Genomic DNA, 16272 nt, shown 5'->3' with positions numbered 1-16272 from the left:
GGGGTAAACCGGCAGGGATGCCGGTTTAGCCGCGCTGGGCCAAGGATGGCCCATCGCGGCGGCCCCCCAAATCACTGTCGGATTGCGGGCATGCCGAGCCACAGCGAGGCACCGAGTGTTGGGGCGAAGACCTTTTGCTTACTTTTGGGTCTTTCCAAAAGTGAGCCGCCGTAAGGGCGGAACCCTAAGTGGCCGTTACCGCAGCAACGGATATGTACACAACAGCATCTAAGTCACCGACCCCGCCGACTGACCCACCGCAATCTCAAGCATACACACTCGGATTAACCAGATTGTCCGGCCGCTCCCCAGCCAGCGCCGACAGCAAATTTTCCACCGCGCAAGCGGCCATAGCCTCCCGCGTCTCGTGGGTCGCCGAACCGATATGCGGTGTAGCCACTACATTGTTCAAACGCAACAACGGCGAGTCATGACTCAAGGGCTCGCGCTCAAACACATCCAACCCCGCCGCCCGAATCGTGCGTTGTTGCAGCGCCTCAACCAGCGCCGCCTCATCCACCACCTTGCCACGCGAGATATTGATAAAAATCGTCTCCGGCCCCATCAACGCAAACTCACGCGCGCCAATCAGCTTTTCGGTTTCAGCCGTGAGTGGCAAGGTCAGGCACACAAAGTCAGCCTGCTGCAACAACTCCGGCAAGCTACGAAACTGCGCCCCAAAGCGCTCCTCTACCCGCGGTTTTGGCGAATGACTGTGGTAAATCACCGGCATACCAAAACCGAAATGCCCACGCTGAGCCAGGGCTTCGCCGATGCGCCCCATGCCGATAATGCCCAGGGTCTTGCCATGCACATCGGTGCCAAAATGCGCCGGGCCGATGTTCTTGCTCCACTGCCCGGCACGCACCATATCGGCCAGCTCGACCACCCGGCGAGCGGTGGCCAGGATCAGCGCGAATCCGGTATCCGCCGTGGTTTCGGTAAGCACATCCGGCGTGTTGCTGAGCAGGATGCCGCGTTGGGTCAGGTAGTCGATGTCGTAGTTGTCGACACCCACCGACACACTGGCCACCGCTTCGAGCTTGGGCGCCAGGTCGAGCAGCCTGGCATCCAGGCGCAGGCTGGCACCCAACAAACCATGGGCACCAGGCAAGGCGTCACGCAGCCGGGCGAGGCCGGGTTCGTCGAGGGCGTCAATCAGGGTCACGTCGACGTGTTCGTGCAGGCGAGCCATTAATGGCGCGGAGAGTTTTTTGTACAGGACCACAGACTTTTTCATGAGGTTTTTACCTTCAACTCCAGGGTTGGCACCGGCACGCGATCACTGGCGCCGGGCTTGAGGAAAATCGTCAGCACCACGGCAAACATCAGCGCACCGCTCATCAGCAAGTACGAGGCGCCGGGTGAGCCGGTGCTGCTATTGAGGTAACCGACCAGGTACGAACCGCCGAACGAACCGAGCGCGCCCATGCTGTTGATCAGCGCCATGGCGCCGCCAGCGACGTTGGCCGGGAGGATTTCCGGGACGATGGCAAAGAACGGACCATAGGGCGCATACATGCAGGCCCCGGCGATGACCAGCAGGGTGTAGGACCACCAGAAGTGCTCAGCGCCCAGCGCGTAGGACGCGTAGAACGCGATAGAGGCGATCAGCAGCGGCGGCCACACAAAACGTTTACGTTTTTGCAGCTTGTCCGAGCCCCACGACACCGCCAGCATGCCGATCACCGCTGCGAGGTACGGCAGCGCCGAGAGCCAACCGGCTTCGACCATGTCCATCTGCAAGCCGGCCTTGAGGATCGACGGCAGCCACAATACGAAGCCATACACGCCGATGCTCCAGCAAAAAAACTGCAGCGCCAGGATGATCACCTTGGGCGAACGAAAGGCTTCGGCGTAGTTCTTCACCGCCTTGATCCCGACCTGTTCGGCGGCCAGGGCGCTTTGCAGGTCTTGTTTATGCTGCTCGCTCAGCCACTTGGCGTCGGCGGGTTTTTCATCCGCCAGCTTCCACCAGATAAACGCCCAGATCACCGCCGGCAGGCCTTCGATGATAAACATCCAGCGCCAGCTGAAGTGCTGCACCAGATAGCCCGAGACCACCGACATCCACATCATGGTGACCGGGTTGCCGAGGATCAGGAAGGTGTTGGCCCGTGAGCGTTCGGCACGGGTAAACCAGTGGCACAGGTACACCAGCATCGCCGGCATCACCGCCGCTTCGACCACGCCGAGCATGAAGCGAATGGCGATCAGCATATAGGCGTTGGAGACCACGCCGGTCAGTGTGGCCAGGCTGCCCCACAGAATCAGGCTGACGAAAATCAGCTTTTTAACGCTGCGTTTTTGCGCGTAGATCGCACCTGGCACCTGGAAGAAAAAGTAGCCAAGAAAAAACAGCGCGCCCAGCAACGACGACATGCCGGGGGTGATCATCAGGTCTTCGGCCATGCCGGAGGCCGCGGCGAAGCCGTAGTTGGCGCGATCCAGGTACGCCAGGCTGTAGGTGATGAACACGATAGGCATGATGTACCACCAGCGACGGGTGGCGAGTTTCACAGTTTCCATGGGGTTGCTCCTGAGCTTGTTGTAGTTGTGGCAACAGGGAGTGGGTCATGCAACAGATCGGGTGGGTAATTCAGCACGGTTGGGCAAACCTTCCATATCACCCCGGCTTTGCACGGCGCGGCTGCCGATCCAGTTGCCGCGCTGTACCGCCTCGGGGAAGCTCAGGTTTTCGAGCAGGGCGCTGATCATGCCGACGGCAAAACCGTCACCGGCGCCCACGGTATCCACCACGGTTTCCACCGGGACGGCGGCGACAAAACCTTGGTCCATGTGGGTGCGGTAGTAGGCGCCGTCCGCGCCCAGTTTGATCGCCACGGCTTCGGCGCCCTGGTCAAGGTAGAACGCGGCGATGTCGGCCGGGTCGTCGAAACCGGTGAGCAAGCGGCCTTCGCCCAGGCCCGGCAAGACCCAGTCGGCGAGGGCGGCGAGGGCGTTGATTTCGCGGACCATCTGCGCTTGGTTGGCCCACAACGACGGGCGCAGGTTCGGGTCGAACGACACGCTGCGCCCGGCCTTGCGCATCTGCGTCATCAGTTCCACGGACAGCTCGCGGGTGGCCTCGGACAAGGCGGGCGGGATGCCGGTGGCATGCAGGTGGCGCGCTTGCAGCAAGGCGGGGCTGATCGCGGCAATCGACAAGTGGCTGGCCGCCGAGCCTTTACGGAAGTACTCCACCTGCGGGTCGGCGCCGGCTTCTTCGCGGGACTTGAATTGAAAGCCGGTCGGGTGCAGCGGGTCGACCGTCACATGCCGACAATCCAGGCCCTCTTTTTTAAGCGTGTCGACCACAAAACGCCCCAGGGAATCGTCGCCGACACGGCTCAGCCACGTCACATTGAAACCCAGACGCGACAGGCCGATCGCGACATTGCTGTCGGCCCCGGCAATGCGCTTGTGAAACTGCGCCACCTGGGCCAGGTCGCCGGTCTGTTCGGCGACAAACATCGCCATGGTTTCACCAAACGAAAGGATATCGATCTCAGACATGGGCATTCTCCGCGCGGGGCTGGCCAAGGAGGGCGAGGGCGGCGACCTGCTGTGCGGTGACGGCAACCAGGTCATCGCCTTGCAACGGGAATTCCACGGCCCGGGTAATACCTTGAGTCATATGTTTGAGCAGTTGTTCCCACAGATGCAGGTCGGTGGCGCCGGGCGGCAAGGCCACCAGCTTGCCGTCCTGGCGACGCGCCACGGCCTTGCAGTGCAGGTAATCCACATGGCGGCCCAACAGCCGCGCGGCAGTGAGCGCGGATTGGTCCTGCCACTGCCAGTTGCCGATGTCGAAGGTCATTTTCACCGGCAAGCCCAGGCGTTCCACCTCAGTGAAGAAGCGTTGCATTGGCTCGATGCGCCCACCGTGCAGGGTCTGGTCGTTCTCCACCAGGAGTTTGACCGGGTGGCGGTTGAGCAGGGCGTGCAGGCTTTGCAGGTCGTTGGTGTCGGTGAAATAACCGAGGGAAACCTTCAGCCAGCGCGAGCCAAACGCTTGGGCGCGGTCCAGGGTTGCACTGAGTTCAGCGTTCGGCTGGGCGCGCCCGGCCACCCACAGCTCCAGCGGTGAAGAGAACACCGATTCCAGGCCGTGTTCGGCAGCGGCCTGGGCGAGGGTGGCGGGTTGTTCGCGGGTCAACAGTTCTTCGCGCCACTCGATGCGCTGGGCGCCGGCAGCCACCAACAGTTCGACAAACCCTAATTGGCCCTGCTGGCGTACCAGATCGGCGCCGTAGCTGGAAAGGCTGATGGAGACGGGGTATTTATGCATTGTTATGTACCTCTGAAACCGGTTTCATTTTTATACGAAAAACCAATGTGGGAGCTGGCTTGCCTGCGATGGCGGTGTGTCAGGCGACTACGGCTTCGCCTGACAGACCGCCATCGCAGGCAAGCCAGCTCCCACAAGGGATTGGGTGGAGCCACGGACGATCAGTTCGGGCAAAAAATCCAGGGTACGCGGTGGTGCGTCATCGCCGCGCAAGCGTTTAAGCAGGCAGTCAAAGGCGCTGGCGCCAATCGCGTCGGTGGGTTGGGCGAGGGCGGTGATGCCGTTGCCCACCAGCGGGTACCAGTCGAGGTCATCCAGGGCGATCAGGCCAACATCATCAAACAGCGTGCAGCCCAGCGTTTTGAGTGCGTGGGTGCAGGCCAGCGCAGCCACACCATTGGCGCAGAACAACGCCTTGGGACCTGGCTTGGCAAGAAAGCTGTGCAGGCGGTTTTCCAGCGTGCCATCGAGTTCCAGCACGGCGCCGGTCAACCCTGGGCGTGCCGCAATCTCGGCATTGAAACTCGCCTGACGCTCCAGACGTGAACTGGTGCCATCGGCCTTTTCGCTCACCAGCAACAGGTCGCGATAACCCTGCTGTGCCAGGTGCTGCACGGCAACACGCACCGCCGCAGGGTTATCCAGGCCGACCATATCGCTGTGCAACGGCTCGACCTTGCGGTCCACCAGCACCAGGGGCATTTCGCGCTGCAACTCCAGCAGTTGGTCAAGGTGGTGGCCAAGGGTGTTCACGATCAACCCTTCGATGTTGTACGAACGCAGCGCCGCCAGGTGCTGGCGCTCTTGCTCGTCATCGCGGTCGGTGTTGCACACCACCAGGCTGTAGCCATGCTGGCGGCAGGCGGTTTCGACGCCGTGCATCACGGCAATGGAGTAGGGGTTGCGGATATCGGCCACCAGCATGCCGATCAGGCGCGTGCGGCCGCGTTTCAACCCGCGTGCCATCTGGTTGGGGCGGTAGCCGAGTTCGCTGATCGCTTGCTCGATACGCAAGGCAATGGCGTCGGAGAGCAGGGCGCGGTCCTCGCCGATAAAGCGCGACACGCTGGCTTTGGACACGCCGGCGCGTTCGGCGACGTCGAGCATGGTCACGCGGCTGCGCTGGGCGGCGGAAAAAGGAGTCACGGTGGCAGGCCTTTCTTATTGGAGGTGGTGACGTTCTGAAACCGGTTTCAGGAGACCTCATTCACGAAACAACGTCAAGTGTCATTCAGCGCGCGGCAAGCGCTCATTCGCGCGTGCAACCGACGAATGGCGGTAAGACCTGTTAGTTCTGACAGTATCGGGAAGTTACTAACGGGTATTCAATCAACGTCACAGCCTTCAATAAAAACCAGTGACCGGCGCAATGTTGCTGTTACGGAGAATGATATGAGCCCCCCCCCAACTAATAGCAATGTTCAAACCAATAGCGCCACAGGTTTGCCCGACGGCACAGTTGTGACCGCCGTGCCTCAAGCCCCCTTGCCAATCGTTGAGGGACGATTGGCGAGTGGTGTGATTCCAAAACGCTTATTGGATGATGATCTTCTCGTATGGATACCCGGCCCATGGATTGAACTGACCCAGCCGGGGAGCACTGATTATATTGTGTTTGTTTGGCATGTCGTCGGGTTAGCGCTGCCTGTTTACGTTGAACCGATACCGGTCGTGGGAGAGTTGTTTCCCGGCGACTTTCCACTGCCGGCGTATATTCCTAGCGGTTTGCTGCTGAATGACGCTGTCGTCAATCTTTCTTATCGCATACACAATGACCAACCCGACGCACCGGTGGCCAATTTCTCGCCCCCAGTCAGGATTATTATCGACCGCAGTGCGCCGGGTAAAGGCGAGGTGCTTAAGGCGCCGGTGTTTTCAAGTGCAGTTATTACTAATCCTGATCTGGATAATAATTTGACACTGGATGTCGTGGTGCCGGGCGATTATAAGGTTCGCGCCACGCTTGACGAAATATTTCTGTGGTTTATGAGCAGCAATTCAAATCCGACTGGCTTACCGATTCACGTTGAAAAAATAGTTGCTACTACAGGTGCAATTATTTTGAAGGTGCTGGTATCGGAATTTCGCAAGTTTTCAGGTGCGCAAGAATTGTTTGCGGTGTACCGAGTCAAGGATGAGGCGGGTAACATTAGTCAACTTTCCTTGCCCGGAAGTGTCTTGCTGAGTCTAACGCCACTGCCCGGCAATTTGCCCGTGCCTACGGTGCCTGCGTTTGATTTTGATCAACTCATCAAACGTGACGATGCGCGTAATATCGTCTCGTTTGGCATCAGCAGCTACACCAATTTTATACCTGGGGATCTCTGTATCCCTGAATTGGCGGGTGTTAAACTTCCGCCGATACCTGTCACTTCATTTCCGTTTACCGGAACCTTGACCTGGCAGCAGCTGATTGCCAACGGCTCCGACCTGCAGCGAAAGGACAAGGTGCCGTTCCGCTATTACATTAGACGTGCTTCCGACACGGTGGGCCCTGGGACGCTGTCTCCGCTGAAATTGCTCAATATGGATTTCACGGTATTCGGCCGCGATCACAATCAGGCGCCAGCGTTACTTAACCCAATGTTGGACTTGGCCAATCTCTATGGCGCGGTGTCCAATACAGCCAATAAACTGGACAGTCGCGACAGTATCGACGCTGTCAGAGTGGAAGCGCGCCTGTCCGGTAACCCGCAAGTCGGTGACATGCTGTTGCTGTACTGGCCGGGGCAGGCAGCGCCGGTGGCAACCTATACCGTCAAGTCGGGTGACACCGCTGGCGCCCTTATCGTTTTTGATAATCGCATTAGCTGGTCGATCATACAGGGCGGTGGTAATACGACTGCCCCCGTGTATTACGTGAGCACTAACGGCGTTAACGAGCAACGATCGGGTAATCAAAGTGTTGTCGTAACCATCACGCCGCCTATAAGTTTTCCAAAGCCCACGTTCCCTCAAAATATAAATCATCCTAATAAAATTATTAGTTGCACACCTGGCTTTGGCCCCGACGGCAAACCAATCCCGCTTCCCTGGGAGGTATTTCAGATGCAGGTGACGCCCGGAGTCGGTATAGCCCCAGGGGATGTATGTACGCTGTCGTTCCAGGGGTACGCTAATTACCCGGATCGCAACCCGATAGCGTCGACAGCCCTTATCCTGAGTCATACGTGGGGCGTCAATCAAGTGTCCCATACTTTTGAAATTACAGATTATCAAAACATAATCAAACCGCTGAGGGACTATGCCGGCGCCTCTGCAAAATATAGTGTTTTTCGAAACCACGGATTAATAGGCGTATCGAAAGTCGGGTATGTACAAGTTGACCTTAAATATCCGACTGGGAAGTATTGTGGGCCGGCCTAGCGTTGGATAAATCCATTCATGAAGATCGAAGTGTAGGTGGCAGTGAGGTAAGTGGCGTGAGGGCTTCAGTATCCAGAGGTCCCTGGTCGTTTGGTTTTATTCGGTAAAAATATAATTGCGGATGGAGAATAGGACATGATCGGTAAAAAAATTACGGTAAAGGCAGATCCCAGCCCTGGAGCAGTTGCTCCCGAAATCCAAGGAGTAGACCCTGTAACAGGGTATATTTCAGCGGCTGACGGGAACAAGCCTGTGGTGTTGGTCATCACTTCCGGCCCAGGTTCAGACGCGGGTGACTGGGCTCTAGTCTATCGAAGAGACGTCATTAATGACTTGCCTGACTCATGGACGTTAGTGGCTCAAGTGCAATTTGTAATCAACGCCCCAGGTGACAAGTTTTCGGCGAGTATTCCTGTCGTTACGAGCTCGGGAATGCAGCTGTCGGGTGATTTTGAAGTACGTTTTGACTTGCACCAGAATGAGGGTGCGGATCCAACTATTCCAGGCTCCGTAGACAGGCCTGGTTCTCTCGGCCAGTCCTCACCCATTTCGACTTATAAAATAGACTTGGATCCACCCTATTTGAGGGGGCAGCCACCTGCGCCGCAATACACGGGGGCCTTCCCGCCGGGCCAGGTTATTAGTCTGGCACAACTGATGCTGTTCAATTTGCCATTCTCTATTCCTGACAACGTAACGACGGGCCTCGGGGCTTGGAAGCCAGGAGATGAGCTGACCTTCTTCTATAACCACGGCACCCCCGTGACAGCCACAGAAGTAGCCCGACAGACTCCACCCCGGCCCATGGCCCAAACCGGCAACATGCTGACAGTGCTCGCCAATGAGATTACGCAAGGGGGGCCGTGCTTCTTTACTTACCAAATCAGGGACTCGCAGGGCAATGCAAGTTTGGTCTCTGCGCCTTCGATTACCTTCACTATCGCGCTGGATCCGGCACCCGAAAATTTACAGCCGATTATCATTCACCAGGCGCCAGACCTCGTTGATGACTTGGTCACTATTGAAGACTTGAAATCAGGCCCAACGGGCGAAATACCGACCTATACGAACGTTGACACTACCAAGGACGAGTATCGGGTTCGATACAACAATGGAGCTTGGAGCCCATGGTCTCGCGTTCTCTCGGTTCCAATCACGTTGGATCAGGCCTTTCTGAGCCCCCTGGCTGTAGCGGACTATGCCAATGCAAAAGGTCCGAAATCGGTCGGTATCGCCTATGAAATACGCAAAAATGGTGACACTGTCCCTGGCCCGACCACGCCGTTCAGAGTGGACTTTAGTGTGACGGGGCCGAGCAATCCTGGAATACCAGGCAGTATCAATACCCGACTGATTCCAGCATCGTTCCGTGGGACCGACGCGGCGGCAGCGAACATAATGGAGTTTGCACAGGCTGGCAAGCCGGTCACCGTTACGGTCGAGTTATGGCGAACCTCTGACCCTGCTGAACTGCCGGCGCCAGGCATGTTTCTTATCCTTGTCAACCCTGACGGTACGTTCATCGCGCCCGCTAAGGAAATAAGCAATGAGATACCTGGAGACTTTGTCACCTGGGACATCGACTGGAGTGTCTTTCAAAAACTGGGCAATGGCAGACATAACATCAGCTATGTCGTATCACCAACGGCAACGCCAACGTCTGCCACTAACCTCAATCGCGCGTTACCTAGAGAGGTTGAAGTGCGGGATGCGGTAACTACACTCCTGCCGGCGGCTAAATATGTCAATGCGACGGGGGGGGCGTTTGGTCAATGGGCCTGCCAAGCGCTAGTAGCACCGGCGCCGACAAACTGGGAAGGCAGGGTAGCTGTGGATCCGGACCCGAGAATGGTGGTTGGTCAGCTACTGACCTTGGTACTGCAGGTGTTCAGACCTCGCACGGGCACACCTCGGCTTTTTGACCAAACGCAAAGTTTCAACGTACTCGTTACCCCTACCATTAGAGATAACGGCCATATCTTCCGGATTCCCTACGCGGGTTTCCTTGAACATGCCCAAGTAGGGCGTGCGGAGGCGACTTACACCGTGCCGCTGAACAACGGCACGCTGGGGCGTGGTACCGCGGGCGTTAACGTACGTACGACGTTGAGTTTCACACGGTGCGATAACGTGGGACCAATCATCGTCCCTTAGAGGCGTCATTGATACGCTGCAGGGTTCCCCTCTCACTCTGAGAGGGGGTTTCCCTGACAGTGCCCTACCGATTGGATGACCCAAAGTGCTGCCTACTTACCAATAGGTTGCAGATTAATCCTACATAAGAGTGAGTGTTTAATACTTACTCTACGTGCCGCACAGGTAAGGCGTCACTTTCAGGAAGTGAGCCGAACCGCTTTTGTAGGCCTTACCAAAAGAGTGATTGACCATGTCGGCACTGAACACGTTCGAACTCAAACCCTTGAGTGCAATGATGAAAGTCCCCACCATTACATTCTGTTTGTTTGCCGCGATGCAGGGGCAAGCTCAGGCGGTTGTGATAGGTAGCGGTGAGCAAAGAACCATTGACGCAACTGAGCAAACAACGGATTGGCAATTGTCGGGCCAATCAGCGTTGACGATGAACCGTGCAACAGCCACCACGATCAACCTTTCAAATTCCACGTTGAACATGAACAGCGGCAGTATGGCGAATAGTGTACATGCTGTGCAGGGCTCCACAGTAAACATGGACGCTGCACGTGTTACTTCGAGCGATTCCCTATACGGCGCCGTGCGGCTGGACAGCAGTAAGGCGGTTATTAATAACAGTACCCTCACCAATACCAGCGGCGTAGGGTTGCAGGCGTTTGGTTTTGTAGGCACTTCGAGCGGCTCGTCCGCTGAGGTCAGCAACTCTACGATCAGTGGCGCTATCGGCGGTGCGGAAGCATTCACCGGCAGTCAGTTACACTTTAAACAAAACTCGCTGGTGCAGGGCACGGGAGTAGGGGCCTTTGGGCTCTCCCTCGCAGGTGCCACGGCGACTGCCACGCAAAGTACTATCATCGGCAATGGTCATGGCGTGTCGTTCACCCGTAATCGGGGGGACCTGACGGATGGCAAACTGGTTTTGGACCAGTCCGTGGTTGAGGGTCGCAGCGGTTCGGCCATCTCGGTCAGGGGCACGCCAAATCGAGTGCCAGTGGTATCTATCGATGTACTCAACGGTTCTACGTTGAAAGGCGGTAATGGCAATCTACTGTCGGTGTCTGGCGGTGCCACGGCAACGATGAATGTGGATAACAGCCGAAACCTGGCCGGTAATGTAATCGCCGATGCCACCAGCACCGTGCATTTGAACCTGCAAAACAACGCCGAGCTGACGGGCCAGTTGCAGAACGTCTCCACCCTGAGCGTAGGCAATGCTTCCAACTGGAACATGACCGGTGACAGCCAGGTGGGCGCACTGAACATGGCCGGTGGTACGGTGACCATGGGCGCGGCGAATGAGTTTTACCAACTGAACCTTCAGACGCTTTCGGGTAACGGCACCTTTGTCATGGGCACCGATTTCGACCAAGGCAAAACCGACTTTATCAATGTCACCGGCGAAGCCACGGGCAACCACAGCCTGGCACTCGCAGCCAGCGGCAGCGAACTGGTCAAAACCCAGGTTGTGCACACCGGCGGCGGTGACGCGGCGTTCTCCCTGGAGGGCGGCCCGGTCGACATGGGTGCCTATGCCTATAACCTGAAACAGGAAGGCAATGACTGGTTTCTGGACACGCAAACCCGTGTGATCAGCCGCAGTGCCCGCGTGGTGACGGCATTGTTCAACACCCCGGTGACCATCATGACCGCCGAAGAGGGCTCATTGCGCCAACGTATGGGTGAGTTGCGTTATTCCCCGAAAAGCACCGGTCTTTGGGTCCGTGGTTTCGGCAGTCAATATGATGTGTCCCAGAGTTCGGGCACCGGCTACTCGCAGAACCTGCGAGGTTTCTCCATCGGTGCTGATACGCCGCTGGGCGACAGCCAATGGAAGGTGGGTGTATTTGGCGGCCACAGTAACTCTGACGTAAACCCGGCTCGCGGCGCTGCCGGTACCGTCAAGAGCTACTTCCTGGGCACCTATGCCACCTGGATGGACGAAGAAAGCGGTTTCTATTTTGATGCCGTGGCCAAAGCCAACCGGTTCCAGAACCAGGCCAAGGCAACACTCAGTGACAACACGTCGACCAAGGGTGGCTACAACAACGTAGGCGGTGGTGTATCGGCTGAACTCGGCCGTCATATCAAGTTCGGTGAGAGTTCCTTTGTTGAACCTTACGGCCGACTGTCGACCATTGTGGTCCAGGGTGGCACGTACAGCCTGAAAAACGGTTTGCAAGTGGACGGTGAGCGCACCCGCTCAAGGACCGCCGAGGCCGGTGCGACCGTTGGTCATGAGTTCCAACTCGATGATGGCACGCTGATCAAGCCTTACCTGCGTGCGGCAATGGTCCACGAGTTTGCCAACAACAATAAGGTCACGGTCAACAACCAGACCTTCAACAATGATTTGTCGGGCTCGCGCACCAAGTACGGTGCCGGTGTGGCGGTGTCGTTTACCCAGGACCTGCAGGCGCATGTCGACCTGGAGACCAGCACCAGTGACAAAATCAAGCAAAAAGCCGCTGTCAATGTTGGCCTGCGTTATGCGTTCTAAATAAACCGGCGCCCTATAAAGCCCTGATCGAAAGATCAGGGCTTTTTTTTTGAACGCAAAAGCGCTTTTCAATAGCCTTTTTCGGTTAGATCAGGATTGCCGCCATACCATCAGGGTTCAACTGAACAGCCCGGCCGCAATATTGATCGAGAAGCCCAGAATCGCCGTATTGAACAGAAACCCAATCAACGACTGGCCCAAAACGACTTTGCGCATTGCGCGTGTAGCAACCCCCACATCCGCGGTTTGCACCGCCACGCCGATGGTGAACGAGAAGTACAGGAAGTCCCAGTAATTGGGGTTACGCAGCCCTTCGGCAAAGCGCAGTGCGGGCTCGTCGCCTTCCCAGGTGTAGAACAGGCGGGCGTAATGCACGCTGAAAATCACCCCGGTCAGCAACCATGAACCAATCACCGTCATGCCGGTAAAACCGTAGTGCAGCAGGCGCGCCGTGCTGTCCAGGTCTTTGCTGCCTACCAGGTTGACTGTGATGGTAGCCAGGCTGGCTATCGCGGCAATGCACACCATGAACAGCACCAGCCCGGCGTTTTCGTCCTCGATCTCGGCGATGCGTTTTACGTCATCGGCACGTGAGCGGCTGGTAAGCCACAGCATCAGCGCCAGGTAGGTCCAGACCCCGGCGTTCCAGCCAATCAGGATTTTGCTGATCAGCGTATCGGCCGGCGCCAGGATGCCCACAGCAAGGCCAAGGACGGCGGCGGATGAGAGGCGAGGGTGGGTGCGGGCGAGGAAGGCCATAGGTGCTCACAACAGGGGAGGTTGTGGGCACCATAGCGCATTCAGTTGTACTTGAGATAAGTGAACCCTGTGGGAGCTGGCTCCCACAGGGATCCGCGGTGCCGATCAGTCAGGCTTGCCGCGTCTGCGCACCAGTTTCATGACCACCACAAAAAACACCGGCACAAACACCACCGCCAGCGTCGCGGTGATCATCCCGCCGATCACGCCTGTACCAATCGCCTGCTGGCTGGCCGAGCTGGCGCCGGTGGCAATCGCCAAGGGCACCACGCCAAGGATAAACGCCAGCGAGGTCATGATGATCGGTCGCAACCTGAGCCGCGCGGCTTTCAGGGTGGCGTCGATCAGATCCTCACCTTGGTCAACCAGGTCCTTGGCAAACTCGATAATCAGAATCGCGTTCTTCGCCGATAACCCGATGATAGTGATCAAACCGACCTTGAAGAACACGTCATTGGGCATGCCACGCAAGCCCACCGCCAATACGGCGCCGAGCACACCTAGCGGCACCACTAGCAACACCGAGGTGGGTATCGACCAGCTTTCATACAGCGCCGCCAGGCACAGGAACACGATCAGCAGCGACAGGCCCAATAACAACGGCGCCTGGGAGCCGGACAAACGTTCCTGCAACGACAACCCGGTCCACTCCTGGCCCAGGCCGGCCGGCAGTTGGCTGACCAGGCGCTGGATTTCTTCCATGGCCTCACCGGTGCTGTGCCCCGGTGCCGCTTCGCCGCTGATGGAGATGGCCGGGTAGCCGTTGTAGCGCGTCAGCTGCGCCGGGCCCTGGGTCCAGCTGGCTTCAACAAAGGATGACAAGGGCACCATCTTGCCGGCGTTATTGCGCACGTTGATCTTCATCAAGTCCGCCACCTGGCTGCGTTGGTCGCCTTCGGCCTGCACCACCACCCGCTGCATGCGGCCCTGGTTGGGGAAGTCGTTGACATAGGCCGAGCCGATGGCCGAGGACAGCACATTGCCCACATCGGCAAACGACACGCCCAGGGCGTTGGCTTGCTTGCGATCCACTTGCAATTGCACTTGCGGTGCTTCAGCCAAGGCGCTTTCGCGCACGTTGGCCAGGATCGGGCTTTTTTCGGCGGCGGCCAGCAACTCGGTACGTGCTTGCATCAACGCGGCATGGCCGACGCCGCCACGGTCCTGCAAACGGAACTCGAAGCCGCTGGAAGTCCCCAGGCCGTCCACCGGCGGCGGCAGGATCGCGTAGGCAATCGCATCCTTGAGCTCGCTGAACGCTTCGTTGGCACGCTCGGCAATTGCCGAGGCCGAATCGTCGCTGCTGCGCTGCGACCAATCCTTGAGCGTGGTAAAGGCCAGCGCCGCGTTCTGCCCGGACCCGGAGAAACTGAAGCCCATGATCATGGTGGTATCGCCCACCCCAGGTTCGCCGGCGTTGTGCGCTTCGATCTGCTCGGCCACCTGCACCGTGCGGTTCTTGCTCGCGCCCGGTGGCAGCTGGATATCGGTGATGGTGTAACCCTGGTCTTCCACCGGCAGGAATGAGGAGGGCAGGCGACTGAACATCCACCCCAGGCCCACCAGCAGCACCAGATAGATCAACAGGTAGCGGCCGCTGCGCTTGAGGGCATAGGCCACCCAGCCTTCATAGCGGTCGGTGAGGCGCTCAAAACGCGTGTTGAACCAGCCGAAGAAACCGCCCTTGGCGTGGTGCTCGCCCTTGGCAATCGGTTTGAGCAAGGTGGCGCACAGCGCCGGCGTCAATGTCAGGGCCAGGAACGCCGAGAACAGGATCGAGGTGGCCATCGACAGCGAAAACTGTTGGTAGATCACACCCACCGAACCCGGCATGAACGCCATCGGCAGGAACACCGCCACCAGCACCAACGTAATCCCGACGATGGCGCCGGTGATCTGGCCCATGGCTTTTTTCGTTGCGTCCTTGGGCGACAGGCCTTCGGTGGCCATGATGCGTTCGACGTTTTCGACCACCACAATCGCATCGTCCACCAGGATGCCGATCGCCAGCACCATGCCGAACATGGTCAGCACGTTGATCGAAAAACCCAGCAACAGCATGGTGGCGAAGGTGCCCATCAGTGCAATCGGCACCACCAGTGTGGGGATCAAGGTGTAGCGCACGTTCTGCAGGAACAGGAACATCACCGCAAACACCAGTGCCATCGCCTCCAGCAAGGTGTAGACCACCTTGGTGATCGATACTTTGACGAACGGCGACGTGTCGTAAGGGATCTTGTACTCCACGTTGGCCGGGAAGTAGCGCGACAGCTCGTCCATCTTTGCCCGCACCAGGGTTGCGGTGTTCAGCGCGTTGGCGCCGGGCGACAGTTGCACACTGACGGCGGTGGACGGTTTGCCATTCAGGCGCGTGGAAAACTGGTATTCCTGGCTGCCGACTTCCACCCGCGCCACATCGCCGATGCGCACGGTGGAACCGTCGGGGTTGGCCTTGAGCACGATGTCGGCAAATTCCGCCGGGGTCGACAACTGGCCCTTGACCAGGATTGCGGCGGTGATTTCCTGGGTCTTGGTGCCTGGCAAATCGCCAATGCTGCCTGCCGAAACCTGAGCGTTTTGCGCGCTGATCGCGGCGTTCACGTCGGCTGGCGTCAGGTTGAAACCGATCAGCTTCTGCGGGTCGATCCAGATGCGCATGGCGCGTTCGGCACCATACAGCTGGGCCTTGCCCACGCCGTCCAGGCGCTTGAGTTCGTTCATCACGTTGCGCGCCAGGTAATCGCTGAGCGCTACGTCGTCGAGCTTGCCGTCGTTGGAGGTCAGGGTCACCAGCAGCAGGAAGCCGGCGGAGACTTTCTCCACTTGCAAACCTTGCTGGGTCACGGCTTGCGGCAAGCGCGGTTCTACCGCTTTAAGACGGTTTTGCACGTCCACCTGGGCCATTTCCGGGTTGGTGCCCGGCTGGAAGGTCGCAGTGATAGTGGCCGAACCCAGGCTGCTCTGGGATTCGAAGTACAGCAAGTGATCGGCGCCGTTAAGCTCCTGCTCGATCAGGCTGACCACGCTTTCATCCAGGGTCTGGGCCGAGGCGCCGGGGTACACCGCGTAGATCTCCACCTTCGGCGGCGCAACGTTGGGGTACTGGGCCACCGGCAACTGCGGGATGGCGAGCGCGCCGGCCAGCAGGATAAACAGGGCCACCACCCAGGCGAAAATCGGGCGGTCAATAAAGAACTGCGGCATGGCG

Annotated in this window: 11 protein-coding genes; 3 read left to right on the top strand and 8 right to left on the bottom strand. The window is 58.3% G+C overall.

What is annotated here, in order from left to right; translation table 11 throughout:
- Positions 1-265 precede the first annotated feature (265 nt).
- The 5 genes from GIW48_RS21625 to GIW48_RS21605 form a co-directional block, all read right to left on the bottom strand.
- Complete coding sequence (locus tag GIW48_RS21625; RefSeq protein ID WP_138454030.1) at positions 266-1240, bottom strand: NAD(P)-dependent oxidoreductase; 975 nt, start codon at positions 1238-1240, stop codon at positions 266-268.
- Complete coding sequence (locus GIW48_RS21620; RefSeq protein WP_056859255.1) at positions 1237-2529, bottom strand: MFS transporter; 1293 nt, start codon at positions 2527-2529, stop codon at positions 1237-1239. Before GIW48_RS21620 ends, GIW48_RS21625 begins: the two co-directional genes overlap by 4 nt.
- A 45-nt stretch (positions 2530-2574) precedes the next feature.
- Positions 2575-3516 (bottom strand): sugar kinase, encoded by a 942-nt coding sequence (locus GIW48_RS21615; RefSeq protein WP_186618090.1) that lies wholly within the window; start codon positions 3514-3516, stop codon positions 2575-2577.
- Complete coding sequence (locus GIW48_RS21610; protein ID WP_236463139.1) at positions 3509-4291, bottom strand: sugar phosphate isomerase/epimerase family protein; 783 nt, start codon at positions 4289-4291, stop codon at positions 3509-3511. Before GIW48_RS21610 ends, GIW48_RS21615 begins: the two co-directional genes overlap by 8 nt.
- An 87-nt stretch (positions 4292-4378) precedes the next feature.
- Positions 4379-5437, bottom strand: a complete 1059-nt coding sequence (locus GIW48_RS21605) for a LacI family DNA-binding transcriptional regulator (RefSeq protein ID WP_170038455.1) — start codon at positions 5435-5437, stop codon at positions 4379-4381.
- 246 nt (positions 5438-5683) lie between these two features.
- Between GIW48_RS21605 and GIW48_RS21600 the strand changes: the two genes are divergently transcribed.
- Positions 5684-7657: a hypothetical protein gene (locus GIW48_RS21600; RefSeq protein ID WP_186618092.1), complete on the top strand. Its 1974-nt coding sequence runs from the start codon at positions 5684-5686 to the stop codon at positions 7655-7657.
- Between the two features lie 135 nt (positions 7658-7792).
- Complete coding sequence (locus tag GIW48_RS21595) at positions 7793-9811, top strand: hypothetical protein (protein WP_186618093.1); 2019 nt, start codon at positions 7793-7795, stop codon at positions 9809-9811.
- A 150-nt stretch (positions 9812-9961) separates the two neighbouring features.
- Here GIW48_RS21595 and GIW48_RS21590 read toward each other — a convergent pair whose 3' ends face one another.
- Positions 9962-10102 carry a hypothetical protein gene (locus GIW48_RS21590; protein WP_158235122.1) on the bottom strand — a complete coding sequence of 47 codons (141 nt, stop codon included), beginning with the start codon at positions 10100-10102 and terminating at the stop codon, positions 9962-9964.
- Positions 10103-10343: 241 nt separating this feature from the next.
- Here GIW48_RS21590 and GIW48_RS21585 point away from each other — a divergent pair, with 241 nt between their 5' ends.
- Positions 10344-12305 carry an autotransporter outer membrane beta-barrel domain-containing protein gene (locus GIW48_RS21585; RefSeq protein WP_236462935.1) on the top strand — a complete coding sequence of 654 codons (1962 nt, stop codon included), beginning with the start codon at positions 10344-10346 and terminating at the stop codon, positions 12303-12305.
- A 117-nt stretch (positions 12306-12422) separates the two neighbouring features.
- Here GIW48_RS21585 and GIW48_RS21580 read toward each other — a convergent pair whose 3' ends face one another.
- On the bottom strand, positions 12423-13064 hold the full coding sequence (locus GIW48_RS21580) for a DUF1345 domain-containing protein (RefSeq protein ID WP_017135030.1): 642 nt from the start codon (positions 13062-13064) through the stop codon (positions 12423-12425).
- Between the two features lie 105 nt (positions 13065-13169).
- Positions 13170-16268: an efflux RND transporter permease subunit gene (locus tag GIW48_RS21575; protein WP_236472948.1), complete on the bottom strand. Its 3099-nt coding sequence runs from the start codon at positions 16266-16268 to the stop codon at positions 13170-13172.
- Positions 16269-16272 lie beyond the last annotated feature (4 nt).

Origin of the sequence: Pseudomonas sp. PA-6-3C (genome assembly GCF_021605825.1) — a bacterium.
Classification (GTDB): domain Bacteria; phylum Pseudomonadota; class Gammaproteobacteria; order Pseudomonadales; family Pseudomonadaceae; genus Aquipseudomonas; species Aquipseudomonas edaphica.
The sequence above is the reverse complement of the archived record's forward strand: the minus strand, read 5'-3'. Positions and strand labels throughout refer to the sequence as shown.